This window comes from Thalassobaculum litoreum DSM 18839 (assembly GCF_900102465.1).
Lineage (GTDB): Bacteria > Pseudomonadota > Alphaproteobacteria > Thalassobaculales > Thalassobaculaceae > Thalassobaculum > Thalassobaculum litoreum.
The window spans coordinates 294,596-319,440 of sequence record NZ_FNBW01000001.1 but is presented as its reverse complement, the minus strand read 5'-3'; the positions used below and the strand labels follow the sequence as shown (position 1 = coordinate 319,440).

The following is a 24,845-nucleotide window of genomic DNA, read 5'->3' as shown; positions in this document are numbered from 1 at the left end:
GGATCAGACCAGACGCGACTGCTCCACCGCCGCGGCGATGAAGCTGGTGAACAGCGGATGTGGGTCGAACGGCTTGGACTTCAATTCCGGGTGGAACTGGACGCCCACGAACCACGGATGGCTCGGCAGCTCGATGATTTCCGGCAGTACCCCGTCCGGCGACATGCCGGCGAAGCGCAGCCCCGCCTGCTCCAGCGCGCCCTTGTAGTTGATGTTCACCTCGTAGCGGTGCCGGTGGCGCTCGTGGATCAGGCTGTCGCCGTAGATCTCATGCACCCGGCTGCCCTCCTCCAGCCGGCACTCATAGGCGCCGAGCCGCATGGTGCCGCCGTAGTCGCTGTCCGAATCGCGGGTTTCCGTGACGTTGCCCCGGGTCCATTCGGTGAGCAGGCCGACGACCGGCTCATCGCAGGGACCGAATTCGGTGGAGCCGGCGCCCGGAATCCCGCCGCCGGACCGTGCCGCCTCAATGCACGCCATCTGCATGCCGAAGCAGATGCCGAAATACGGGATCTTGCGTTCGCGCGCGAAGGTGACCGCCGCGATCTTGCCTTCCGAGCCGCGCTCGCCGAAGCCGCCGGGCACCAGGATACCGTGGACGTCCTCCAGCCGGATGACGGCCTCGCTCTCGGTCTCGAAGATCTCGCTGTCGATCCACTCCAGCTCGACCTTGACGTTGTTGGCGATGCCGCCGTGGGTCAGGGCCTCGGCCAGCGACTTGTAGCTGTCGAGCAGGCTGGTGTACTTGCCGACGACGGCGATCTTCACGTGGCCTTCCGGGTTGGCGACCCGGTCCATGATGCCGGTCCAGCGCTCCAGATTCGGCTCGCTCTCGTCCAGCAGCAGGCCGAAATGGCGCAGCACCTCGGTGTCCAGCCCGTCCTCGTGGTAGCGCAGCGGCACCTCGTAGATCGACGAGGCGTCGAGCGCCGGGATCACCGCTTCGGGACGGATGTTGCAGAACTGGCCGATCTTGCGGCGCTGGTCGCTCGGGATCTCGCGGTCGCAGCGGCATAGCAGGATGTCCGGCTGGATACCCACGCTCTGCAGTTCCTTCACCGAGTGCTGGGTCGGCTTGGTCTTCAGCTCGCCGGCCGAGGGGATGAAGGGCACCAGGGTCAGATGCAGGAACAGCGAGCGCTCGTGGCCGAGTTCGTTGCCGAGCTGGCGAATCGCCTCCAGAAACGGCAGGCCCTCGATATCGCCGACCGTACCGCCGATCTCGCACAGGACGAAGTCCTCGTCCGTGATGTCGCCCTTGGCGAATTCCTTGATGGCGTCGGTGACGTGCGGGATGACCTGGATCGTCGCGCCGAGATAGTCGCCGCGCCGCTCCCGGGTGATCACGTCCATATAGATCTGGCCGGTGGTCACGTTGTCGCTCTTTCGGGCGGACACGCCGGTGAAGCGCTCGTAATGGCCGAGATCGAGATCGGTCTCCGCCCCATCATCGGTGACGTAGACCTCGCCGTGCTGATACGGGCTCATGGTGCCCGGATCCACGTTCAGATAGGGGTCCAGCTTGCGCAGCCGGACTTTATAGCCGCGCGCTTGCAGCAGCGCGCCCAGGGCGGCAGAGGCGAGACCTTTTCCCAAAGAGGAGACCACGCCGCCGGTAATGAAGATAAACCGCGTCATGGGCGTTCCTTATACATCATCGGGTGCGATCCAAGCACGCGTTGTGACCATCCGGCGCCACGAATGCGATGCCGGTCGAGAACGGGCGGGAATTTCCCGCCGAATCAATGATTTACTGCGAGAGAGGTGCAGCCGGAGCCGACGGCTCGGCAGGCAGTTCGACGGCCGGAGCCTGATCGACGATGGACGAGGACTTGTTCTGGGACGCGAGAATCGCAAGCGTCAGGCTGGTCGCCATGAAGCAGGCGGCGAGAATCGCCGTGATCCGGGTCAGCAGGTTCGCGGTGCCGCGCGCCGACATGAAGGACCCGAGGCCGCCACCGCCGCCACCGCCGCCGCCGATGCCCAGGCCGCCGCCCTCGCTGCGCTGAAGCAGCACGGTGACGATCAGCGCCAGCGCGATCATGAGATGTACGGTGAGAATGATCAGTGACATGTCGAACCCCGGTCTTCGGTCGGCGCGGGTTGTAGCGTTTCCGACGCCGCTTGGCCAGTCTGTCGTGCGGCCTGCCCGTCAAGGCACCCGCGGCGCGGTTACGGCGTGGCCTTGGCGATGCCGAGGAAGTCCTCCGCCTTGAGCGACGCGCCGCCGACCAGGGCGCCGTTCACGTTCGCCACCGACATCAGCTCCTTGGCGTTGCCCGGCTTCACCGACCCGCCATAGAGCAGGCGCACATTGGCCGCGTCGCCGCAGAGATCGCCCAGCACCTTGCGAATATGCGCATGGACGGCGGCGACGTCATCGGCGGTCGGCGTGCGGCCGGTGCCGATCGCCCAGACCGGCTCGTAGGCCACGACCAGGGTCGCGCCGGTCAGCCCCTCGGGCACGGAGCCGCGGACCTGGCTCTCGACCACGTCCAGCGCCTTGCCGGCGTCGCGTTCGGCCTCGGTCTCGCCGACGCAGACGATCGGGATCAGCCCCGCCCGGCGCGCGGCCTCGGCCTTGGCGCGGACGGCGGCGTCATCCTCGCCGTGATCGGCGCGGCGCTCGGAATGGCCGACGATGACATACGTACAGCCGAGATCGGCCAGCATCTCCGGCGAGACGTCGCCGGTATGGGCGCCGTTCTGCGCGGTGTGGCAGTCCTGGCCGCCCAGGGCGACGCCGCTGGAGCCCAGCACCACGCTGACCGGGGAAAGATAGACCGATGGCGGGCAGACCGCGAGATCGACCGCAACGGAGCCGACATTCTGGGCCAGAGCCGACGCCAGCACCTCGCTGGAGACGCGGTCCATGTTCATCTTCCAATTGCCGGCGATCAGCGCGCGTGGAGCCACGGCGAAACCCTCCTTGGTCGTCACTCGATGTCCTGAAACGTGGGGACGCTCTAGCACGGGGCAAGTGCCGCCGCCACCCACCAGCCCCCTCTGCCGCCCTGTTCATGCCCGTTCCCTCCCCCGTTCCTGCCCGAAGCCTTGCGTTTCAAGGCGGACGGAGCCTACAACCCTGATCCGAACGACCATCCGCGACCCGCTGCATCAGGCCGCCAGATCATGCTCCAGTTTATCCGCTCCAAGGTCACCTCCATCTTCGTGAAGATCCTGTTCGTTCTTCTGATCGCCAGCTTCGCGATCTGGGGGATCGGCGACACGATCTTCGGCAGCCCGGCCGGCCGGGCCGCGGTGGAGGTGGATGGCGACGTGCGCGTCACCGCGGTCGAGGCGGCGGAGGAGTTCGACCGGTCGCGGCGGCGGCTGGGCATTCCCGTCACCGTGGATCAGGCGATCCAGATCGGCCTGTTGGACCAGACCCTGCAGAACCTGACCGTGCAGAGCCTGATGGTGGTGGCCACCAACCGGCTCGGCCTGTCGGCCAGTGACGACCAGATCGTCCAGCTGATCCACCAGCAGTTCCGCGACAGCCTCGGCCAGTTCGACCGCACGGCCTACCAGACCTTCCTGGCCTCCAACGGCTGGACCGAGTCGGAGTTCGTCTCCCGCGCCCGCCGCGACCTGGCCCGCAACCAGCTCCTCGGCGCGGTGGCCACCGGCAGCGCGAAGACCGTGCCCGACAGCATCGTGAAGACGCTGCACGACTACCGCGAGGAGCGCCGGATCGCCGCCGCGGTGCGGATCGACGCCGCCACCCTGCCGGCGCCGGACGCCCCGGACGAAGCGACGCTGAGCGCCTATTACGAAGAGAACAAGCAGGACTACGAGACGCCCGAGTATCGCGGCATCAGCTGGATCGCCGTCTCGCCGCAGTCCCTGGCCGAGAGCATGGAGATCCCCGAGGACGAGCTGCGCACCCTGTTCGAGGAGCGCCGCGAAAGCTTCAACACCCGGGGCTCGCGGACGGTCGACCAGGCCCTGTTCCCGGACGAGGCGGAGGCGCGGACCGCCTTTGAGCGGATCCAGGCCGGCGAGGACTTCGCCGCCGTCGCCGAGGAGATCACCGGCATGACCGCCGCCGAGCTCGATTTCGGCGAGGTAAGCCGCGGCGACCTGCCCGAGGGGACCGCCGACGCGGTCTTCGCCGTCACCGAGCCCGGCACGGTCACCGAACCGGTCGAGAGCCCGTTCGGCTGGCACCTGTTCCGCATCCGCGGGGCGGAGGTCAGCGCGCCCGCCACCTTCGCGGACGTGCGCGACGAGCTGCGGCGCGAGATCGCCCTGGAACGCGCCTATGACGAGGTGTTCGAGCGCTCCAACGCGCTCGAGGACGCGCTCGCCGGCGGCTCCACCCTGGAAGAGGCGGCGCAGTCGCTCAACATCCCGCTGAACCAGATCCCGTTCGTCGCCCGTGACGGCAGCCAGCCGGCCGGCGGCATCGTCGCCACCCTGCCCGGCGAGCCTTTCCTGAAGACGGCCTTCGAGACCGAAACCGGGAGGCAGAGCGTGCTGACCGAGACCCGGGCCGGCACCTATTTCATCCTGCGCGTCGACGGCGTGGAGCCGCCGCGCATCCCCGAGCTGGGCCAGATCCGCCCGCGGGTGATCGCCGACTGGACGACCGAACAGCGCCTGGAGCAGGCCGAGGACATCGCCGACGCCATCGTCTCCGCCGTTTCCGACGGCACGCCGCTGTCGGAGGCCGCGGCCGAGCACGGGCTGGAGGTCGAGCGCCTGCCGGCCATCACGCGCCGGGGCCAGGCCCTGCCGTCCGGCTGGCCGCCGGCGGTCGCCGGGGCCCTTTTCGAGCAGAAGGCCGGCGGCGCCAGCGCCGTCAGCAGCGACCAGGGTGCCGCCGTGATCTCCCTGGTGGACGTGATCGAGGGCGGTGGCGACATGGCCGCCCCCCAGGATCAGGTCCGCCGCGAACTCGCCGGTGCCGTCTCCAACGACCTGATCGAGCTGCTGCTCGCCGACCTGGAGACCCGCCACGAGGTCACCGTCAATCCCGGCGCGGTACGCCAGCTGTTCACCGTGAGCGAAGGCCTGCAATGACCACGAGTCCGGATTTCGATGCGTTCCGCGAGGCGTATGACGCGGGGCGGGCGCAGGTGGTCTGGACCACCCTGGTCGCCGATCTGGAGACGCCGGTCTCGGCGATGATGAAGCTGGCGGACGGCCGGGCCAACGCCTTCCTGCTGGAATCCGTCGAGGGCGGGGCCGTGCGCGGTCGCTACTCGATCATCGGCCTGAAGCCCGACCTGATCTGGCGGTTCTACAAGGACAAGGCCGAGATCAACCGCCAGGCGCGGATCGACACCGATGCGTTCGAGCCGCTGTCGGAGCCGCCGCTGGCCTCCCTGCGGGCGCTGATCGCCGAGAGCCGAATCGACCTGCCGGCCGAGGTGCCGCCGATGGCGGCGGGGCTGTTCGGCTATATGGGCTACGACGCCATCCGCCTGTTCGAGGATATCCCGGACGACAATCCGGACACCCTCGGCATCCAGGACGGCATCATGCTGCGGCCGACCATCGTCTGCGTCTTCGACAACATCGACGACATGGTCACCATCATCACCCCGGTCTATCCGGACGCCGAGATGGGCGCGCGGGCGGCCTATGCGGCGGCGGCGGAGCGACTGGCCGACGTGGTGTCGGATTTCGAGCGCTCCCTGCCCTACCGCCGCGAGCGACCGGGGGCGGTCGACGCCCTGCCGGAGCCGGTCTCCAATACCGGGCGCAAGCGCTATCACGAGATGGTCCGCAAGACCGTCGAATACATCAACGCGGGCGATGCCTTCCAGGTGGTGCCGTCGCACCGCATGTCGGTGCCGTTCACCCTGCCGCCCTTCGCGCTGTACCGCTCGCTGCGCCGGCTGAACCCGTCGCCGTTCCTGTTCTTCTTCGATTTCGGCGCCTATTCGATCGTCGGCTCCAGCCCGGAGATCCTGGTGCGGCTGCGCGACGGGGTGGTGACGATCCGCCCGCTGGCCGGTACCCGCAAGCGCGGCGAGACGCCGGAGGAGGACAATGCCCTGGCGGCGGAACTGCTGGCCGATCCCAAGGAACGGGCCGAGCACCTGATGCTGCTGGATCTGGGCCGCAACGACGTCGGCCGGGTCGCCAAGATCGGCACGGTGGAGGTGAAGGACCAGTTCACCATCGAGCGCTACAGCCACGTCATGCACATCGCCAGCCATGTCGACGGGGAACTTGCCGAGGACAAGGACGTGCTGGAGGCGCTGTTCGCCGGCTTCCCGGCGGGCACGGTGTCCGGCGCGCCGAAGGTGCGGGCGATGGAGATCATCGACGAGCTGGAGGTGTCGCGCCGCGGCGTCTATGCGGGTGCTGTCGGGTATCTGTCGGCCAATGCGATGGACACCTGCATCGCCCTGCGCACGGCGCTGGTGAAGGACGGCACCATGTACGTCCAGGCCGGCGGCGGCGTGGTCGCCGACAGCGACCCGGAAGCCGAATGGCAGGAAACCCAGAACAAGGCCCGCGCCCTGATTCGCGCGGCGCAGGAAGCGGTCCGCTTCGCGGCGCGTCGGAGCTGAGCACCCAGCCCAATAAGAGCCGTCATCCCGGCCGGCTCCCGGATCAAGTCCGGGACCCACCGGGATGACGAGTAGTTTTAGGCTGCGGCCGCCCTATTCCGCCGGCTGCGCCACCGGCTCGGTCCGGCGCCCCGCCGGCAGCAGCAGCCCGGCGATCGCCCCGCCCGCCGCGAACAGCGCCAGCAGCACCAGCAGCGGCTCGAAATCGCCGGCGAGATCGTAGAGCTGGCCCACCAGCGGCACGCTGATCGCCGACACGCCCAGCGACACCAGGAATTTCACCCCGAAGGCCGTGCCCCGCCAGGCCGGCGGCGAGTAGCGGGCGAACAAACTGTTCTCGGCCGGCACGAAGGCGGTGTTGGTCAGCACCATCATCGCCGCCACCGGCAGCAGCAAGGGGCCGGCCAGGGTCGCGGCCACGGCCAGGAACGGGATCTGCAGCGCCCAGCAGGTGATGTAGACCCGCTTCAGGTCGAACCGGTCGGCCATCCAGCCGCCCAGCACCTGGGCCAGGGCCGACACGCCGTAGATCAGCGACACCAGCAGGCCGACGCCCGCCGTGGTGCTCACCATGCCGACAAGGCGCTGGTCGAACAGCTTGGGCATGGCGAAGGAGGTCGACTGATAGATCAGGCCGGAGAGCGCGATGGTCACCATCAGCACCATCGCGCCGCGCAGCATGTCGCCGCGGCTGGCCTCGGTGGCCGCCGCGTGATGGACCGCCCGGTTGTCCTCCACCAGCCCCAGCATGATGGAAACGACGAGCCCGACGCCGACCAGCACGCAGACCGCCCCCGGCACGAAGAACGCCCATTGCCAGCCCAGGGTGGCAGCGAGCGTGCCGGCGACAACGGCGCCGCCGGCGGTACCGAGCGAGCCGAACACGCCGTTGATGCCGAGCGCGCGGCCGCGGGTGGCCGGGTCGCGGGTCACCCAGGCGATGCCGACCGGGTGGTAGATCGACGCGAACAGCCCGATGCCGCCCAGCCCGACCGCCATGGCGAACGGCCCGTCGGCGAAGCCGGTGGCGACGCACATGCCGCCGGTGCCCAGGAAGAACAGCGCCATCATGCCCGGCGCGCTCCACCGGTCGGCCAGCCAGCCGGCGGGAACCGCGGCGGCGCCGAACAGGATCTGCCCCACCAGCATCAGGGCGATCAGCTCGCCGAACCGCATGTCCCAGGCGCCCTCCAGCGACAGGACCACGGTCGGATAGAGCAGCATCAGCAGGTGCGAGAACGTGTGACCGACGCAGGAGAAGCCGAGCGCCAGGCGGGACGAGACCGGCATGGCCGAGACGGGAAGCGGCGAAACAGGCGGGGACATGAGCGTTTCCTCTTTGCCCCGTTATCCCACGCAACGCAAACGGGCGACAAGCCGTCGCCGCACGCTTGCCGCGGGCCGATCGGCTTTCTACAGTCGGATCCATGGTGGGGACGGGTAAATCAGCGGGCAAGACCGCCGGCAAGACGGCAGAGAAATCTGCAGGGAAGTCGGCGGGGAAGTCGGCGTCCAGGGCCGGGCCGACCGCCGAGCAGCGGGCCTGGCTGACCCGCGGTCTGGATCAGCCGGGCGGCAAGTTGCCCCTGTTCGACCACAACGGCCAGCGGGTCAGCACGCGGATGGTGCGGGCCTGCATGGACAAGGGCTGGGCCGAGCCGTGGTTCGAGAATCCCCTGAAACCCGACTGGCTGGTCTGCAAACTGACGGCCGACGGCCGCAAGGTGGTCGGCGGCGGCTGACCAGCCACGCCGGGCGCGGCTGGACAGGGTCGCGGCGGGCGGCCATGATCCAGCAGCTTTTTCGGGGACATGCATGACACTCGACGACTATCTGACGGTGGTCGCCACCAGCAAGCCGGAGGACTGGCGCGCCACGGTGCTGCCGACCTTCATGTTCCGCGTGGTACCGATCCGGGCAGCCGGCGGCGGAACCGTCGATTTCGAACTGCAGGAACACACAACCACCCTCACCTTCCTGCGCGACGTGCGTTTCGGCATGGCCTGGGGCATGGTCGGCGAAAAGAACTACAAGGAAGAATGGATCGAGAAGCTGCCCAATAAGCGGGCTCAGGGCGTGCTGATCGACTTCCTGTTCAACGGCGCCATGGTCTATCGCGACATGCTGGTGGCGGTAGACGGCTGGCGCTGCATCCTGCCCCAGCCGGTCAACGAGACCGGGCCGGTCTTCAAGGTGCCGCAACGCCGTCTGGACATCGCCCGGCTGATCCACCGCCTCGTCGGTCCAGAGACCAGCTTCGACTCCTATTTCAAGCGGGTCGGCATGCAGGCGAACGAGCAGCCATGGCCGTAATTTAGTTCATATTTTCAAATTACTGAACGAAGAGTCTCACGTTAAACAGCAGGTCTATACCATCGCCTGGGAACCTATCGTCTCACTCCGCCGCTAGCGACGCAGCCGGACGCCCGGCCCGCGCATGCAGGCGCTCTTTGACACGCTCGGTGACCTCTTCACGCGTCCGTTTAACGCCGGCAGGCCGGTCCAGTCCGAACACGGCACGGGTCATCGCATCCTGGGTGTGAACCAAGGGCAGGCCGCCATTGTGAGGCGCAACGGTTGCCAACAGAGGATTGGCGATCGGCATCATCATCACATTCTGAACCGCCAGGGACTTGCGGCTGGCGGCGCGAGTCGGAGACGCGGGCTGATCGATATATCCCCCGAACATGAACGGAACGATGCGCGCCGCCATCAGGTCCTTGAGCGCGGTCTGGATCGGATTGGATCCTCCGCCGGTACATTGCGCGAAGAAAACTCCCGTCGGCTTGAGAACCTTTGCAATGAGCGCCGAGTAGTACCGCATTGCCTCGGGTGAGAACTCGGTGAGATTGGCGTTGGACATGACCACGTCGTACTGGTTCTCGAGCACCCGTTCCAAGCGCCACCAGGGGAACTGCTCCACCCGGGGCCGCGCGGTATATTCGATGCGGATCTCTTTCTCGTAGACGCCCGACCCAAGAATATCGGGCCGGATGGCGCTCAGCTCTTCCAGTCCGATCCCGGCGGTCTTCGGAGCGCCGACCGACGCGTGAGCATGATCCAGAAAGCCATGGCCATACACATACCGGTTGATATGGGTCTGCAGGAGATAGAAGGCTTCAGCGCACTCGATCTGATGGTACTGCTCAATGGCCTTGTCCTGGCTGACAAAGAACGAGATCAGACCCGATCCGGAGCCAATCTCCAGCACCCTCGCGCGTTCGGGGATTCCCTTCAGCTTCTTGGCCGCAGCGTACTGCATCATCATGCCGGAAAGCGGTAGAACGATCTCCCGCGTCCCGAAGGTCGCCAGGCAGAACTGACAGTACCGGACGAGCCCGTCCACGAGCTCGTCCAGTTCATCGTCATGCAGTCCGTCCATCTCGGTCATCATCGCATCGAAGCGACTTTCGTGCATGACATCGAGATATGCCCGCAGGTCTTCGTGGCACTCGACCCTCACGGGAAAGCCATACTCGGCGAACGCCACCGGGTGGTGCATCATCGACTGGCGGACCGAATTGATGTCGCGCGCTCCGGAACGCTCGGCTAGCCGATAGCTGGCAGTGTCCATCGAAGACCTCCTGGCTGAATCCGCGTGCCGATTGCAAACACCATGAACGGTGCGGGAACTCGATCTATAATTGTAGCTTAGGCAATAATTTTAGCTGCAGCGCAAATATTCGGCAGTTTGCCATGAACAAATGGCGGACCGGTCAGTCCTTGTAGTCCGGCTCGTCCCGGTCGAGCAGACGCATCAGGGCGGCGAAATGCCGGTGGGCCTGGGCCCGCTCGGAGTTGGAGGCCATCTGGTCGGCGGTCATGCGGGCCACGTCCTGCGGCACCCGGCGCAGCGGCGCGTTGGTCGACATGGCGATGACCTGGGCCTGGGCCGCGCGCTCCAGGTAATACAGATCGTCGAACGCCTCGGCGATGTTGCGGCCGGTCACGACCACGCCGTGATTGGCGAGGAAGGCGACCCGCTTGCCGCCCTGAAGCGCGGCGGCGATGCGCTCGCCCTCGGAATCGTCCAGAGCGAGCCCGTTGTACAGGTCGTCATAGGCGATCTGGTCGTAGAATTTCAGCGAGGTCTGCAGCACCGGCTCCAGCCGGCCCGCCTCCAGCATGGTGATCGCCGTGGCATAGGGCATGTGGGTGTGCAGCACCACCTTGGCGTCCGGCACCAGGCGGTGGATGTGATAGTGGATGAAGAAGGCGGTCGGCTCCGGCGGCTCCTTGCCGTCGACGGCGTTGCCGTCGGAATCGACCTCGACAAGGTCGCTCGCCCGCACCTCCGACCAGTGATAGCCGTGGGGATTGATCAGGAAGCGGTCGTCCTCGCCGGGCACGACCGCGGAGAAGTGGTTGCAGATCCCCTCGTGCATGCCCATCCGCACGGCCCAGCGCAAGGCTGCCGCCAGTTCGATGCGGGTCTTGGTGCGGGCGTCGAGGCCCTCGGACTCGGGAACGGCGGCAAGCGACATGGGTCTCTCCAACGACAATCGGCACGTATTCGGGATCGGCCAAGAGTATCGGGGGAGGACGGGGGCGTCGAGAGATCAAGATGGTCGGAGCGGCGGGATTCGAACCCACGACCCCCACACCCCCAGTGTGGTGCGCTACCAGGCTGCGCTACGCTCCGACGCGGCGGACTATAGGCGATCCGCCAGGGGGCCACAACACGAAGCGACCCCGAATGTCAGGTCTTTTTCACCAAGGATTTCGGCTGGGATCTCGGCAGAGATTCTGGCGGAGAGTGTGCCCGGACTCGGGCCGGAATGCCGGCGTCAGGTCCGCGCCGCGGCGAGCAGCTTCTTCAGGGCGGTCAGCTCGTCCAGCACGGCCTTGACGGCCGCGCGGTCGACGCTCGCCGGCGCCCCGGGCTCCTCGCCCGACGCCATCGGCTCGTGGGAGCCGCCGTTGCCATTGCCGTTGCCGTTTCCATTGCTCGGCGCCGGCGCGCCCTCCGCATCGCCGGACTGCACCGCCCGGGCGGTCTCGCCGGCGGTCGGCATCCGCACCGCGCCCTCGCGCAGCAGCTTCTGCACGCCCTTGATCGTATAGCCTTCGCGGTACAGCAGCTCGCGGATACGGCGCAGCAGCGCGATATCCTCGGGGCGGTAATAGCGCCGCCCGCCGCCGCGTTTCAGCGGCCGGACCTGGTTGAACTTGGTTTCCCAGAACCGCAGGACATGCGGCGGGACATCCAGATCGTCGGCGACTTCGCTGATCGTGCGAAATGCCGCCGCCGACTTGCCGTTGCGGCGCGGCGCGGACGAGGTTGCTTGCGTGTCGGCCATTGCGCCCTACCCCTCCGGGGTCAGTCCTCCGACTCTCGGTTGATCCGGTTCTTCAGGACGTGGGACGGACGGAACACCAGAACGCGGCGCGGCAGGATCGGAACCTCCTCGCCCGTCTTGGGATTACGCCCGATCCGCTCGCCCTTCTGGCGGACCGAGAAGCTGCCGAACGACGAGATCTTCACCATCTCCCCGCGAACCAGCGCCTCAATCATTTCATCAAGAACCGACTCGACGAGGTCCGCCGATTCGTTTCGGGACAGGCCGACTTCCTGGTAGACGGCCTCGCTCAAATGAGCGCGGGTGATCGTTTCGCCGGTCATGCGCACCCCCGTTGTGGAACAGAAAGGTACCCCGTACGAATCGAACCGTCAATTAATTCGGTGATTTCAGGCGATTGGCGCGACTTCCTCGCGTGCCGTCTCGGTCCCGGCCCGCTCCATGCGCGCCGGAATGCCAAAGCGGACAAGCCCGGCACCCCAGGCGAGCCCGCCGCCGATCGCTTCCAGCAGCAGCAGATCGCCCGGCCGGACCCGGCCGTCGCGCACCGCCTCGTCCAGCGCCAGGGGCACCGAGGCGGCCGAGGTATTGGCGTGGCGCTCGATGGAAACCACCACCTTCTCCGCCGGCATTTTCATGCGGTTGGCCATGGCGTCGATGATCCGCCGGTTGGCCTGGTGCGGGATCAGCCAGTCGACGTCCGACGCCGACAGACCGTTGGCATCCAGCGATTCGTCGATCACGCTGGACAGCTTGGAGACGGCGTGGCGGAACACTTCCTTGCCGTTCATGCGCACATGGCCGACGGTCTTGGTCGCCGACGGGCCGCCATCGACATACAGGATGTCGCGCTCGCGGCCGTCGGAATGCAGGTGGGTGGAGAGCACGCCCCAGCCGTCGCCGGCCGCCTCGGTCGCGCGCAGCAGCACCGCCCCCGCCCCGTCGCCGAACAGCACGCAGGTGGTGCGGTCCTCCCAGTCCAGCAGACGGGAGAAGGTCTCCGCCCCGATCACCAGCGCGGTGCGGGCCTGGCCGGCCTTCAGGAAGTTGTCGGCCACCGCCAGGGCATAGACGAAGCCGGCGCAGACCGCCTGCACGTCGAAGGCCGCGCCGTTGAGCGCCCCCAGCGCCTTCTGGACCTTGGTCGCGGTCGCCGGGAAGGTGTCGTCCGGGGTGGTGGTGGCGACGATGATCAGGTCGATGTCCTCGCCCTCGAGACCGGCCATGTCGAGCGCGTTGCGCGCCGCCTTGATCGCGAGGTCGCTGGTCAACTCGCCCTCGCCAGCAAGGTGGCGTTGCCGGATGCCGGTGCGCTGGCGGATCCAGTCGTCCGAGGTATCGACCCAGGTGGACAGCTCCTCATTGCTGACCACCCGTTCGGGGAGGTAGGACCCGGTCGCGATCATCAGGGACCGTTTCATCATGCCGTTGCCACCGCTGTTGGTTGCTCGTCCGGCCGGTCGAGGCGGCCGTTGGTCAGTTCTTCGCGGACTTTCTCGATGAATCCATAACGCTTCATATCGGCCGCGACCCCGATCGCGTTGGCGAAGCCGAGCGCGTCGGTGCCGCCGTGGCTCTTCACCGCGATGCCGTTGAGGCCGAGGAACATGGCCCCGTTGTAGCGCCGCGGGTCCATGCGCTGGCGCAGCTGGCCGACGGCGCCGCGGGCCAGCAGGTAGCCGAGCTTGGACATCAGCGAATTGCGGAAGGCGTCGCGCAGGAACTGGCCGATCAGGCGCGAAGTGCCCTCCGCCGTCTTCAACGCGATATTGCCCGAGAACCCGTCGGTGACAACCACGTCGACCGTCCCGGCCGGGATGTCGTCGCCCTCCACGAACCCGTGGAACTCGAAGGGCATGTCGGTCATGCCGCGCAGGATCGTCGCCGCCTCGCGGACCGAGTCGTTGCCCTTCTGCTCCTCGATGCCGACATTGAGAATGCCGACCACCGGGCGCTCCAGTCCGAGCACGGTGCGTACGAAGATCTGTCCCATGATCGCGAACTGCACCAGGTTGGTGGCGTCGCAGGTGATGTTGGCGCCCAGATCCAGCATGGCGCTCTCGCCGCGGCGGGTCGGGAAGAAGCCGGCGATGGCCGGGCGGTCGATCCCCGGCATGGGGCGCAGCACCAGCTTGGCGATCGCCATCAGCGCGCCCGTGTTGCCGGCGGAGACCACGCCGTCCGCCCTGCCCTGGCCGACCAGATCGATGGCCAGGCGCATGCTGGAGCCCTTGCCCTGGCGCAGGGCCACCGACGGCTTGTCCTCGTCGGCGATCGCCTTCTCCGTATGGACGATCTCCGGGGACTGCGCCTTCAGCCGCTTGGTCTTCTCGACCAGCGGTCGGATTCGCGCTTCATCGCCCACCAGGATGATCTTGAGCTCGGGATAGCGCTCCAGTGCGATATCGGCGCCCTGGACGACCATATCCGGTGCCTTATCCCCACCCATAGCGTCCAATGCGATCGTCAGACCGTCCGACACTCGTCGACCCTCATCGTCGCCTCTCCAACGGTCCCCAGTCCCCACAGACCGGTTGAATCGATCATGCGGACTCTAGCGTTCCCGCCAGCGCGCGTCGACCGCTCCCGGAAAATCGCTTCCGGCCCAACCGGCTCCTGCGAGCCGGGCGCGTCTTGTACGCCACATCCGGTCCGCCGGACAACCACGTTACCGTTTCTTGACATTGCTGTCTTTCAGCATGGCCAGCGCGGCGAAGGGCGAAGCAGCGCCTTCCGCCTCGGCCTCGGCGTCGTCTCCGGCACCGCCATCCGTCCGGTCGACAGGCGGGACGCCCGGCGCACGCGGATAGGGATCGATGGACAGGGACAGAACCTGGGCGATCACCTCCCCCACATCGAGCACGTCGCCCTCAAGCGGCTCGGGATCTTCCGCCACCGGGTCCAGTTCGACCTCGTATCCGTCGATCTCGCGGCTGTCGTCGAACAGCTCGTCGATCTCGCCCTCGACCTCGGCGGCGACCGGCTCCAGCGTGACCACGCATTCCTGGACGACGCCGGCCTTCAGCGCGCCCTTGAGCTCGATCCAGCCGGTGTCCGTGCGCCGGCGCAGGGTCGCCCTGGCGGTGAACGCCGTCAGCTCGATCAGCCCGAAGCGCCGGGCCAGCGCGGCCCGGGCCTCGGGGCCGGCCTCCAGGGTGATGGTCTTGGCCGCCTGGCCGATGCGGGTTACCGGAATCGGCTCCATCAGCGGACTCTGGGTCGGCGTCTCCGGCGGCGTCTGCTCGGTCATCGGATTTCCTCCGGCGCGGACGCCGTCACCGCGGGGAATCGCACGACGCCCCGCATCAGTTCCTCGATCGGCATGGCGTCGATCCCTTCCCGAGCCCGGCCGACATAGGCGGCCAGGGCCGAGGCCTGAGGCGCGTCCTCGGCCCCCTGCTCGGCCCTCTGATAGACATTTCGGGCGATCGCGGCGGTCAGATCGCCGTCGCCCGCCAGCGCCTCCTCATAGGCAGCGCAGCGGCCGTAATAGGCCCGCACCATGTCCTTCACCTTCTTGCCCACGCTCATGTCGCCCACGCCGATGGCGCGCAGGGTCCGGTCCATGTCGTGGAAGAACGTGTCGAACAGCGCCTGGGCCATCTTGCGGGCGGCCGGACGGTCGGCGGCGGACAGCCGGCGAAGCACGAGGTGCAGATGCAGCACGAGCAGATCGAAACGGCCCTCCAGATGGTCGGCGACACCGAATTCGGCATAGAAAGCGGGCACACGCGCCTGGTCGACGACGGCGTCATACAGCCGTTCGACCGATTGGCGGGTCTCGTCCCTCTTGAAAAACCGTGCGAAAATCTTTGTTCTCCGTTACTCCGACAGCGACCATACCGTCGCCCCGCACCATGCGGGATACTCAGATACCAGGATCCGCGATGCGCCCGCCCGTCACGCCCTCACGTTTCCGCTCCGCCCTGGCCGGCGTGGCCCTGGCCGTCACGGTCGCCGCCTGCAGCGCGCAGGTCGCGACCCACGGCAACATGGTGGATGTGGACGCCCTCGCCAAGATCGAACCCGGACGCACGCCGCAATCCGAGGTTCTGGCGCTGCTCGGCTCGCCCTCCAGCCAGGCCAATTTCGGCGAGCCGACATGGTACTACATCGGCCAGCGCACCGAACGCCAGGCGTTCTATCGCCCGGAGACGATCGAGCGCCGAGTCGTCTACGTCGATTTCGAGCCGACCGGGGCGGTGAAGTCGATCGGCACGCTGGATCTGGAGGACGGCAAGAAGATCGCCATCGTCGACCGCGAGACGCCGACCGCCGGCCAGCGCATCACCCTGCTCAAGCAGCTCATCGGCAACGTGGGGCGCTTCACCCCGACCGAGTAGGTCTTCCGCCATCGGAATCACAAAGGCCCCGGAGAGTTTCCGGGGCCTTTGCCGTTTGTGTGTCGGGTCGATCAGGCCGCCAGGGCTGCCAGCAGCAGGATCGCCACGATGTTGATGATCTTGATCATCGGGTTCACGGCCGGGCCGGCGGTGTCCTTGTAGGGATCGCCGACCGTGTCGCCGGTCACCGCGGCCTTGTGCGCCTCGGAGCCCTTGCCGCCGTGGTTGCCGTCCTCGATGTACTTCTTGGCATTGTCCCAGGCGCCGCCGCCGGCGGTCATGGAGATCGCCACGAAGATGCCGGTCACGATGGTGCCCAGCAGCATCGCGCCCAGCGCGGTGAAGGCCGCCGACTGGCCGGCGATCCACAGCACGATGAAGTACATGACCGGGGGAGCCAGCACCGGCAGCATCGAGGGCACGATCATCTCCTTGATCGCCGCCTTGGTCAGCATGTCGACGCAGGTCCCGTATTCCGGCTTTTCCGTGCCCTGCATGATGCCGGGCTTCTCGCGGAACTGACGGCGGACCTCCTCGACGACCGCACCGCCCGCGCGGCCGACCGACTGCATGCCGAGCGCGCCGAACAGGTAGGGCAGCATACCGCCGATGAACAGACCGACCACGACGAACGGATCCTGCAGGCGGAACTCAACCGTCAGGTCCGGGAAGTAGTATTTCAGGTCCTCGGTATAGGCTGCGAACAGCACCAGGGCCGCCAGACCGGCCGAGCCGATGGCATAGCCCTTGGTCACCGCCTTGGTGGTGTTGCCGACAGCGTCCAGGGCGTCGGTGATGGTGCGCACTTCCTCCGGAAGCTCCGCCATCTCGGCGATGCCGCCGGCGTTGTCCGTCACCGGTCCGTAGGCGTCGAGCGCCACGACCATGCCGGCCAGGGCCAGCATCGTGGTCGCCGCCACGCCGATGCCGAACACGCCGGCACACAGGTAGGAGACGATGATGCCGCCGGCGATGATGATCGCCGGAAGCGCGCAGGCCTCCATGGAGACCGCGAGGCCCTGGATCACGTTGGTGCCGTGACCCGTCTCCGACGACTTGGCGATCGAGCGCACCGGCCGGTATTCGGTCGACGTGTAGTACTCGGTCACCCAGATCAGCAGCCCGGTCACCACCAGGCCCGTCAGGGCGCAGTAGAAAAGGAAGCGGCCGTTCACCGTGGTATCGCCCATGGCGATCTCGTCGGTGGTGCCGAACAGGTAGAAGGTCACGCCGGCGATCAGCACCGCCGACAGCACCGCCGAAACGATGAAGCCCTTGTACAGCGCCGCCATGATCTTCTGGCTGGAACCGAGCTTCACGAAGAACGTGCCGATAACCGACGACAGGATGCAGACCGCACAGATCAGCAGCGGGTAGGCCATCATCGTCATGATATCGGCGCCGGTGAAGAAGATCGCCGCCAGCAGCATAGTGGCGACGACGGTCACCGCGTAGGTCTCGAACAGGTCGGCGGCCATGCCGGCGCAGTCGCCGACATTGTCGCCCACGTTGTCGGCGATCACCGCCGGGTTGCGGGGGTCGTCCTCCGGAATGCCGGCCTCGACCTTACCGACGAGGTCGGCACCCACATCGGCGCCCTTGGTGAAGATGCCGCCGCCGAGACGGGCGAAAATCGAGATCAGCGAGGCGCCGAAGCTCAGCGCCACCAGGGCCTCCAGGATATGACGCAGGCCGACGGGATCGCCGGCGTCATAGATCGACTGCAGCACCAGGTAGTAGACCGCCACGCCCAGCAGGCCGAGACCGACCACCAGCATGCCGGTGACCGCGCCCGACTTGAAGGCCACGTCCAGAGCCGCGACCATCGACTTGGTCGCCGCCTGGGTGGTGCGGACATTGGCGCGCACCGAGACGTTCATGCCGACATAGCCGGCCACGCCCGACAGAACCGCGCCGATGACGAAGCCCAGCGCCACGGTCAGGCCCAGGGTCACGAGCAGAATGACCGTCACCACCGCGCCGACGATGGCGATCGTGGTGTACTGACGGTTCAGGTAGGCGCTCGCCCCCTCCTGAATAGCAGCGGCGATTTCCTGCATGCGCTCGGATCCGGCACTTGCAGACAGGATCGACCTGCTCGCCCACCAGCCGTAGATCAAGGCGGCAACGCCGCACAGGACTACGAACAGAAGCTTTTCATCCATCTTTGGAAGCCCTTCCATCCCTCTAAGGAGACCCCGGTGCCGATCTTTTGCGACGGCTTGGCGAGATCTCTAATGACAACAGCCGGAGGGTAGAATTCGCGTGCCTTTGCCCCCGGTTCAAAAGCCAAGGGACAATAGCAAATAATGCTGTCCATTCAACTATCCCCGGTTTTTCTAGGGGTTTGAGGCCCGGGGGTTCAGGAAGCAGGCTTCAGGCGGCCGCGGCGCGGCGGCGGCTTCCATACCAGATGAGGGCGACGCCGACGGCCACGGCGAGCGGCAGGATGCCGAGATTCACCGCCTGCCAGCCGAAGTTGTGATTGATGTAGCCCGACGAGAACGCCGCCACGGTCGAGGCGGAGAACACCAGGAAATCGCCGAAGCCCTGAACCTTGGCGCGCTCCGCCGGACGGTACGACTCGGTGAGCAGCGTGGTGCCGCCGATGAACAGGAAGTTCCAGCCGATGCCGAGCAGGACCAGGGCGGAGAAGAACTGCAGGAGTTCGATGCCCGAGAAGTTGATGGCGATGCAGAGCAGGTAGGCGAGCACCCCCGTCAGCATGATCCGGATTACCCCGAACCGGTTGATCAGCGAGCCGGTGAAGAAGGACGGCGCGAACATGCCGACCGCGTGCCACTGGATCACGAAGGCGGAGTCATGGAACGCGAATCCGCAATCCTCCATGGCCAGCGGGGTCGCGGTCATCACGAAGGTCATGCTGCCGTAGCCGACCATCGCCCCCATGACCGCGACCAGGAAGGTCGGCTGGCGCGCGATCTCCAGCAGCGGGCGCCCCTTCTCCGCCCGGCTCGCCGCGCTGGGGCGCGGGATCTGCACGAAGGCCAGGAACACCAGGCTCAGGGCCTGAACCGCGGCGATCGCCACGAAACTGCCGGCGAACATGATCGGCGCGAACCAGTCGTAGGACGCCTTGGCCAGTTCCGGGCCGAGCAGGGCTGCGACCACACCGCCGGCCAGCACCAGCGAGATCGCCCGCGGCCGGAAGCTGTCCGACGCGGTGTCGGCGGCGGCGTAGCGGTAGAGCACGGCGAAGCCCTGGAACGACCCGATCATCATGGACGCCAGGCAGAACAGCACGAAATTGCCGGAGAAGATCGCCGAGACGCCGACGAACGCGCCGGTCACGCCGATCAGCACGCCGGTGACGAAGCCGAGGCGCCGTCCGACATGGCGCATGTAGAGGGCCGCCGGCATGGTGGTCAGCATCGTCGCGGTGAACTGGAAGGCCAGCGGCAGCGTGGCATAGGCGGGATCCGGCGCCAGGGTCTCCCCGGCGAGCGCCGTCACCGTCATGTTCATGATCATCCCGGACATCGACAGCGCCTGGCAGATCGCCAGCAGCGTCACGTTCTTCACCGAGGGATCGCGGAGGGACATTCGGGAGGCTCCTGGGAGAGCGGGGTTCCGCGGATTGCGGGCGGAAACCGGGAAAGGGCGGGACCAGACCCGTACTCCCCGCAGCGCATGGCGTCCAGTCCCGAACTCCGGCGACAGCGGCCGGTGCCGCCCGGTCTTCGCAGGTTGTTAACCATTGGTCTGTTAACGAAAACATTGCTACCAGACGCTCCAGGTACCGACATGCAGCATCCTTCCCCGCCCGATGCGTCCCGGTTCGCAGATGCGCTTCTCGCGCTCTGCCGCCAACGCCTGCGCTATCAGCCGACGTTCGCGATCGCCGAGCTCTGGGCCGCCTCTCTGCTGAAGGCGCCGCCGGGCGGTCTGCCAGGATTCGATCCGCTGGACGCGGCGCCGATGCTGCCGCACATCTACATCCTTGAACGCGAGGGCGACGCCCTGCGCTATCGGGTGTCGGGCGAGTCGGTGAACGAACTGTTCGGCTCCAGCCACACCGGCAAGCTGCTGAGCGAGGTGGTGCCGCCCGGGATCTACAGCCTGGTGGCGCCGTATTTCCGGGAGGTCTTCGCGCTAAAGGCGTGCATCTTCAAAGGCCACGTCATCCATAGCGGCCACAGCGCGGCGGAGTTCGAGCGCCTGCTGCTGCCGGTTCGCCGCAACGAGACGCTCCAGCTCCTGGGGGTCCTGTCGCTGAGCACGACCAGTCGCCTGCGAACCGACGATGCGGCCCCGGCGCCGGTCGAGAACGGCTTCCACTTCACCCAGATCGGGCTGTCCGACGGCACGGTGACCGAGACCCATATTCCGCTGCGGGACCTGCCGGTGGAGGACCTGCCCTTCAAGGAGCATGTGCGCCTGCTGGGGCACAGGGAGATCACCCAAGGGGTCTCTCAAAAAGGTTCTGAAACAGTATGTTGACAATATAACCTTTACCTATTGTCTCATCCAGTTTCGCCAGCAGTCGTTCCTTCAGGAACTGTCGGTCGGAGATCCCGGGCTCGATGTCCAGGGACGCCAGCGCGTGGACATAGGTGAGGATCGTATCGATGATCCTCGGCATCTGCTGGTTGACGTAGTTCTGCTTCTCCCCGAACTCGACCTCCAGCAGGATGTCCATCACTAGGAAGCTGGTGACGTCGCCTCCCTCGAAGAGCGGGATGGTCAGCGGATCGACGTCGATCAGGGTGGTGTTCTCCGGCTTGACCGGCTCCTCGGGCTCGGTCGACTCCGCCACCTCGATGCCCATCAGCGTCTGTACCTGAGGCGGCAGCAGGTCGGGAGCGAAGGACGCCACGCCGAACAGTCCGCCGCCGACCAGCGCCAGCAGGACGACGAGGATGATCACGATCTTCATCGTTCAGCGCTCCGTCAGAAGTGACGCCAGCCCCGGGCGGTCAGGCCGTCGAGCGGGGCACCGTGATGATCGAGGACCTCGACTCCGGCGCCGGACTGTACCCGACCGATACGGGTGACGGATACGCCCGCCTCGCGGCCGGCCGCCTCGATCGCGTCGGCGGCCTCCGGAGCGGCGGTGAACAGCAGCTCGTAATCGTCGCCGCCGGTCAGCACCTCGGCGAACAGATCGGGATCGTCGCTGACCAGATCGGCCACCGAGGCGGAGATCGGAACCAGGGGCGCCTCGATCACCAGACGGCAGCCGGAATGGGTGGCGATATGGCCGGCGTCCTGCACCAGACCGTCGGAGACGTCCAGGGCCGCGGTCGCGAGGCCTGCCAGCCGGGGGCCCAGCGTCACGCGCGGTGCCGGCAGGCGGTAGCGGTCCGCCAGGTCGGCGAACCGGCCGGACAGCAGGCCCTGGGCCACCCGCAGGCCGAGCGCGCCGTCGCCGATGGTGCCGCTGACCCAGACGTCCTGACCGGGAGCGGCGCCCGAGCGGCGCAGCACGCCGTCGCGCGGCCCCCGTCCGAAGGCGGTGATCGACAGGGTGACGGGTCCGGGGGTGGAGACGCTGTCGCCGCCCAGCAGGTGGATGCCGAACTCCGCCTGGTCGGCCGCGAGGCCGCGGGAGAACGCCGCCAGCCAGCGCTGCGGCTCCGCCATGTCCTTGGGCAGGGCGAGCGCCAGGGTATAGCCGTACGGCACCGCGCCCATGGCGGCCAGATCCGAAAGGTTCACCCGCAACGCCTTGCGGGCCACCAGCTCCGGTGGATCGTCCGGCAGGAAGTGGACGGCGGAGACCAGGGCGTCGACCGTCACCACCCATTCCTGCCCTTCGGCCAGGGGCGGCAGGGCGGCGGCGTCGTCGGTCAGCCCGAACGCGCCCGGCGCGTCCTTTGCCAGCGGCGCGAAGAACCGCGCGATCCGGTCGAATTCGCCGAGCGCTTCGGAATCCTCGGTCATGGCCGGGCCGTCCCCATGCGCGCGCTCAGTCGGTCCGGTCGGCGATCTCGCCCTCGCGCAGCAGGCGCGCAAGCCGGTCGAGGACCGCGTTCACGAGCGCCGGCTCGCGGCCGGAGAAGAAATCGCGGCCCAGTTCCACGTATTCGGTGATCACCACCTTGGCCGGGACATCGCCGAAGGACAGCAGCTCATAGGCGCCCAGGCGCAGGATGGCGCGCAGCAGCACCTCCAGGCGGCCGAGCTTGAACTCCGGCTCCAGGGCATTGGTGAGCATCGGGTCGATGGTCGGCGTGTCCCCGACCGTGCCCAGCACCAGCTTCTCGAAGAACAGCGCGTCCACCGGGCGCGACTCGGCATCGTCGACGATGCCGCTGAAACCGCGGGAGACGAAGGACGGCACCACCTCGTGCGGCGACGCCGAGGCGACCTCGATCTCATAAAGCGCCTGCGCCGCGGCGAGACGGGCGAGACGGCGGGCGACGGTCTTGCCGCGGCCGTGCCTGGCGGATTTGTCCGACTCGCTCATGACAGGCCGAACTGATGGCGTAGGGACACCATCGCCAGGCAGGCCTCGGCGGCGTCCCGGCCCTTGTTCTTGCCGGTCTCGACCCGGGCGCGCGCCCAGGCCTGATCCCCGTTCTCGACCGTCAGGATCCCGTAGCCGATCGCCAGGTTCTCGCGGACGGACAGCTCCATCAGCCCGCGCGCACTCTCGCCGCAGACATAGTCGTAATGGGTGGTCTCGCCCCGGATCACGCAGCCGAGCGCGATGTAGCCATCATAGGCAGCCCCGCCCTTCATCGAACCCTGATGGGCCATGGAGATCGCCGCCGGGATCTCGAAGGCGCCCGGCACGGTCACCCGGTCGTACTCGACGCCGGCGGCCTCCAGGTGCTGGACGGCGCCGCGGACGAGCTCGTCGGCGATGTCCTCGTAAAACCTGGCTTCAACGATCAGGACTCGGGGCATGGTCTTCTTCTTCTTCTCACACGTCGACGGGGATCGGGCGCTGTTCGACGACGCTGAGGCCGTATCCGTCGAGCCCGATGATGGTTCGTTTGGTGTTGGACAGCAGCACCATCTCGTGGATGCCAAGGTCCAGCAGGATCTGGGCGCCGACGCCGTAGTCGCGCAGCTCGGCATGGGGCACCCGCCCCTCCGCCTCGGCGCGCAGCTTGTCGCGCACCCGGTCGGACAGGGAGGTGGCGCTCGGCTCGCGGATCAGCACGACCACGCCGCGGCCGGCCTCGCCGATCAGCTTCATGGCCGACCCCAGGGTGCCGCCGCGCTTGCCGCTGTCGTCGCCCAGCACGTCGTCCAGCACGTTCAGCGCGTGCATGCGCACCAGCACCGGGTCCTTGGTGGTGATGTCGCCCTTCACCAGGACCACATGCTCGGCATAGGTCACCTTGTTGGTGTAGACGATCATCCGCCAGTCGCCGCCGAACTTGCTGCGCAGGGTGGTCTCCACCGCGCGGTCGACGACGCTCTCGGTGCGCCGGCGATAGGCGATAAGGTCGGCGATCGTGGCGATCTTCAAGTTGTGGAATTGGGCGAACTGCACCAGATCCGGCAGCCGCGCCATGGTGCCGTCGTCGTTCATGATCTCGCAGATCACGCCGGACGGGTTCAGCCCGGCCATGCGGGCGATGTCGACCACCGCCTCGGTATGGCCAGCGCGCACCAGTGTGCCGCCCTCGCGCGCCATCAGCGGGAAGACGTGGCCCGGCGTGACGATGTCCTCGCGGCCGCGCTGCGGGTCGATGGCGACCTGAATGGTATGGGCGCGGTCATGGGCCGAGATGCCGGTGGTCACCCCCTCGCGCGCCTCGATGGAGACGGTGAAGGCGGTCTCGTGCCGGGTCTCGTTGCGCGACGACATCAGCGGCAGGCCGAGCTTGTCGATCCGGTCGCGGGTCAGCGACAGGCAGATTAGCCCGCGGGCGTGCTTGGCCATGAAGTTGACGACTTCCGGCGTGGCCATCTGGGCGACCACGCAGATATCGCCTTCGTTCTCCCGGTTCTCGTCGTCGACCAGGATGAACATCCGTCCGGAGCGGGCCTCCTCGACGACTTCCTCGATGGAGGAGAGCGCGCCGGTATAGACCTCCGACAGGGAGTGCGGTTGCTGCTCGGACATCACGATCCATTCGTTCGGCTGATCAGCGACGAGACGGGCACCGTCCCGGTCTCGGCGAGGCGCGCAACGTACCGCGCAAGAAGATCCACTTCCATGTTCAAATTGTCCCCGACGGACCGCTCGCGGAAGGTGGTGTGATCCCAGGTATGGGGGATCAGGTTGAGCTCGAAACGCCGGCCCTGAACCGCGTTCACGGTCAGCGACACGCCGTCGAGGCAGACCGAGCCCTTGGTGGCGACGAAGCCCTCCAGTCCCTCCGGCGCCTCCACCGACAGCCGGTGGCTGTCCCCGTCGCGACCGACGGCGACCAGCCTGGCCATCCCGTCCACGTGGCCGGTGACCAGGTGGCCGCCCAGTTCGGAGCCCAGGGTCAGCGAGCGCTCCAGGTTGATCGGCGTGCCCTCGACCCAGGTGCCGAGCGTGGTCTTCGACAGGGTCTCGGCGGAGACGTCGACGGAAAAGCTGTCGGCAGTCTTCTCGACAACGGTCAGACAGGCGCCGCCGCAGGCGATGGACGCGCCGATATCGACGCTGTCCATGGCGTAGCCGGTGGCGATGACGAAGCGCGTGTCGCCGCGCTGCTCGACCGACCGCACGCGGCCGATATCTGTGATGATGCCTGTGAACATGG

Annotated in this window: 26 protein-coding genes and 1 tRNA gene; 6 read left to right on the top strand and 21 right to left on the bottom strand. The window is 67.2% G+C overall.

Annotated features, from left to right (window positions below):
- Positions 1-3 precede the first annotated feature (3 nt).
- The 3 genes from BLS34_RS01460 to tpiA form a co-directional block, all read right to left on the bottom strand.
- Positions 4-1,638 carry a CTP synthase gene (locus BLS34_RS01460; protein WP_028794862.1) on the bottom strand — a complete coding sequence of 545 codons (1,635 nt, stop codon included), beginning with the start codon at positions 1,636-1,638 and terminating at the stop codon, positions 4-6.
- Between the two features lie 112 nt (positions 1,639-1,750).
- Positions 1,751-2,074: a preprotein translocase subunit SecG gene (gene secG / locus BLS34_RS01455; protein WP_028794863.1), complete on the bottom strand. Its 324-nt coding sequence runs from the start codon at positions 2,072-2,074 to the stop codon at positions 1,751-1,753.
- A gap of 98 nt (positions 2,075-2,172) precedes the next feature.
- The gene (gene tpiA, locus BLS34_RS01450) at positions 2,173-2,940 is read right to left on the bottom strand and encodes a triose-phosphate isomerase (RefSeq protein ID WP_281241196.1); all 768 of its coding nucleotides are present in this window, start codon (positions 2,938-2,940) and stop codon (positions 2,173-2,175) included.
- 192 nt (positions 2,941-3,132) lie between these two features.
- Here tpiA and BLS34_RS01445 point away from each other — a divergent pair, with 192 nt between their 5' ends.
- A complete protein-coding gene (locus BLS34_RS01445; RefSeq protein ID WP_093147603.1) occupies positions 3,133-5,025 on the top strand; it encodes a peptidyl-prolyl cis-trans isomerase in 1,893 nt (630 codons plus the stop codon).
- Positions 5,022-6,527 (top strand): anthranilate synthase component I, encoded by a 1,506-nt coding sequence (gene trpE / locus BLS34_RS01440; RefSeq protein WP_093147602.1) that lies wholly within the window; start codon positions 5,022-5,024, stop codon positions 6,525-6,527. Before BLS34_RS01445 ends, trpE begins: the two co-directional genes overlap by 4 nt.
- A 93-nt stretch (positions 6,528-6,620) precedes the next feature.
- On the opposite strand, the gene BLS34_RS01435 is transcribed toward trpE, so the two are convergent.
- Positions 6,621-7,853 carry an MFS transporter gene (locus BLS34_RS01435; protein WP_093147601.1) on the bottom strand — a complete coding sequence of 411 codons (1,233 nt, stop codon included), beginning with the start codon at positions 7,851-7,853 and terminating at the stop codon, positions 6,621-6,623.
- A gap of 104 nt (positions 7,854-7,957) precedes the next feature.
- Here BLS34_RS01435 and BLS34_RS26720 point away from each other — a divergent pair, with 104 nt between their 5' ends.
- Both BLS34_RS26720 and BLS34_RS01425 read left to right on the top strand, forming a co-directional pair.
- Positions 7,958-8,269, top strand: coding sequence for a hypothetical protein (locus tag BLS34_RS26720; protein WP_425441414.1), 312 nt, complete (start codon positions 7,958-7,960; stop codon positions 8,267-8,269).
- Positions 8,270-8,342: 73 nt separating this feature from the next.
- Positions 8,343-8,840 (top strand): hypothetical protein, encoded by a 498-nt coding sequence (locus BLS34_RS01425; RefSeq protein WP_028794868.1) that lies wholly within the window; start codon positions 8,343-8,345, stop codon positions 8,838-8,840.
- Positions 8,841-8,922: 82 nt separating this feature from the next.
- Here the strand turns inward: BLS34_RS01425 and BLS34_RS01420 are convergent, their stop codons facing one another.
- The 9 genes from BLS34_RS01420 to BLS34_RS01380 form a co-directional block, all read right to left on the bottom strand.
- Positions 8,923-10,101, bottom strand: a complete 1,179-nt coding sequence (locus BLS34_RS01420) for a hypothetical protein (protein WP_093147598.1) — start codon at positions 10,099-10,101, stop codon at positions 8,923-8,925.
- 142 nt (positions 10,102-10,243) lie between these two features.
- Positions 10,244-11,011, bottom strand: coding sequence for an aldolase (locus BLS34_RS01415; protein ID WP_028794869.1), 768 nt, complete (start codon positions 11,009-11,011; stop codon positions 10,244-10,246).
- Positions 11,012-11,092: 81 nt separating this feature from the next.
- Positions 11,093-11,169: transfer RNA gene (locus tag BLS34_RS01410), tRNA-Pro, on the bottom strand.
- 145 nt (positions 11,170-11,314) lie between these two features.
- Entirely contained in the window at positions 11,315-11,827 is a 513-nt protein-coding gene (locus BLS34_RS01405) for a MerR family transcriptional regulator (protein WP_028794870.1), read from the bottom strand.
- Positions 11,828-11,847: 20 nt separating this feature from the next.
- On the bottom strand, positions 11,848-12,150 hold the full coding sequence (locus tag BLS34_RS01400; RefSeq protein WP_028794871.1) for an integration host factor subunit alpha: 303 nt from the start codon (positions 12,148-12,150) through the stop codon (positions 11,848-11,850).
- A 66-nt stretch (positions 12,151-12,216) separates the two neighbouring features.
- The gene (locus BLS34_RS01395; RefSeq protein WP_028794872.1) at positions 12,217-13,251 is read right to left on the bottom strand and encodes a beta-ketoacyl-ACP synthase III; all 1,035 of its coding nucleotides are present in this window, start codon (positions 13,249-13,251) and stop codon (positions 12,217-12,219) included.
- Positions 13,248-14,309, bottom strand: coding sequence for a phosphate acyltransferase PlsX (gene plsX / locus BLS34_RS01390; RefSeq protein ID WP_028794873.1), 1,062 nt, complete (start codon positions 14,307-14,309; stop codon positions 13,248-13,250). The genes BLS34_RS01395 and plsX overlap by 4 nt, the downstream gene beginning before the upstream one ends.
- 186 nt (positions 14,310-14,495) lie before the next feature.
- Entirely contained in the window at positions 14,496-15,077 is a 582-nt protein-coding gene (locus BLS34_RS01385) for a YceD family protein (RefSeq protein ID WP_051244816.1), read from the bottom strand.
- Entirely contained in the window at positions 15,074-15,556 is a 483-nt protein-coding gene (locus BLS34_RS01380; RefSeq protein ID WP_245701883.1) for a ubiquinol-cytochrome C chaperone family protein, read from the bottom strand. Before BLS34_RS01380 ends, BLS34_RS01385 begins: the two co-directional genes overlap by 4 nt.
- 158 nt (positions 15,557-15,714) lie before the next feature.
- Here BLS34_RS01380 and BLS34_RS01375 point away from each other — a divergent pair, with 158 nt between their 5' ends.
- Positions 15,715-16,170 carry an outer membrane protein assembly factor BamE gene (locus tag BLS34_RS01375; RefSeq protein WP_038014219.1) on the top strand — a complete coding sequence of 152 codons (456 nt, stop codon included), beginning with the start codon at positions 15,715-15,717 and terminating at the stop codon, positions 16,168-16,170.
- A 71-nt stretch (positions 16,171-16,241) separates the two neighbouring features.
- Here the strand turns inward: BLS34_RS01375 and BLS34_RS01370 are convergent, their stop codons facing one another.
- Positions 16,242-18,335, bottom strand: coding sequence for a sodium-translocating pyrophosphatase (locus BLS34_RS01370; protein ID WP_028794876.1), 2,094 nt, complete (start codon positions 18,333-18,335; stop codon positions 16,242-16,244).
- Between the two features lie 211 nt (positions 18,336-18,546).
- Positions 18,547-19,734: an MFS transporter gene (locus tag BLS34_RS01365; RefSeq protein ID WP_093147593.1), complete on the bottom strand. Its 1,188-nt coding sequence runs from the start codon at positions 19,732-19,734 to the stop codon at positions 18,547-18,549.
- Positions 19,735-19,935: 201 nt separating this feature from the next.
- Here BLS34_RS01365 and BLS34_RS01360 point away from each other — a divergent pair, with 201 nt between their 5' ends.
- Positions 19,936-20,631, top strand: a complete 696-nt coding sequence (locus BLS34_RS01360) for a PAS domain-containing protein (RefSeq protein WP_175474058.1) — start codon at positions 19,936-19,938, stop codon at positions 20,629-20,631.
- On the opposite strand, the gene BLS34_RS01355 is transcribed toward BLS34_RS01360, so the two are convergent.
- From BLS34_RS01355 to BLS34_RS01330, 6 genes are read right to left on the bottom strand one after another with little or no spacing between them, the layout of a single operon-like run.
- Positions 20,588-21,067, bottom strand: coding sequence for a flagellar basal body-associated FliL family protein (locus tag BLS34_RS01355; RefSeq protein WP_028794879.1), 480 nt, complete (start codon positions 21,065-21,067; stop codon positions 20,588-20,590). The genes BLS34_RS01360 and BLS34_RS01355 overlap by 44 nt on opposite strands.
- A gap of 14 nt (positions 21,068-21,081) precedes the next feature.
- Positions 21,082-22,074, bottom strand: a complete 993-nt coding sequence (gene thiL, locus BLS34_RS01350) for a thiamine-phosphate kinase (RefSeq protein ID WP_093147589.1) — start codon at positions 22,072-22,074, stop codon at positions 21,082-21,084.
- A 25-nt stretch (positions 22,075-22,099) separates the two neighbouring features.
- Positions 22,100-22,600 carry a transcription antitermination factor NusB gene (gene nusB, locus BLS34_RS01345; protein WP_038014222.1) on the bottom strand — a complete coding sequence of 167 codons (501 nt, stop codon included), beginning with the start codon at positions 22,598-22,600 and terminating at the stop codon, positions 22,100-22,102.
- Positions 22,597-23,043, bottom strand: coding sequence for a 6,7-dimethyl-8-ribityllumazine synthase (gene ribH, locus BLS34_RS01340; protein ID WP_028794881.1), 447 nt, complete (start codon positions 23,041-23,043; stop codon positions 22,597-22,599). The genes nusB and ribH overlap by 4 nt, the downstream gene beginning before the upstream one ends.
- A 16-nt stretch (positions 23,044-23,059) precedes the next feature.
- A complete protein-coding gene (gene ribB / locus BLS34_RS01335) occupies positions 23,060-24,214 on the bottom strand; it encodes a 3,4-dihydroxy-2-butanone-4-phosphate synthase (RefSeq protein WP_093147587.1) in 1,155 nt (384 codons plus the stop codon).
- Positions 24,214-24,843 (bottom strand): riboflavin synthase, encoded by a 630-nt coding sequence (locus BLS34_RS01330; RefSeq protein WP_093147585.1) that lies wholly within the window; start codon positions 24,841-24,843, stop codon positions 24,214-24,216. Before BLS34_RS01330 ends, ribB begins: the two co-directional genes overlap by 1 nt.
- Positions 24,844-24,845: the final 2 nt, after the last annotated feature.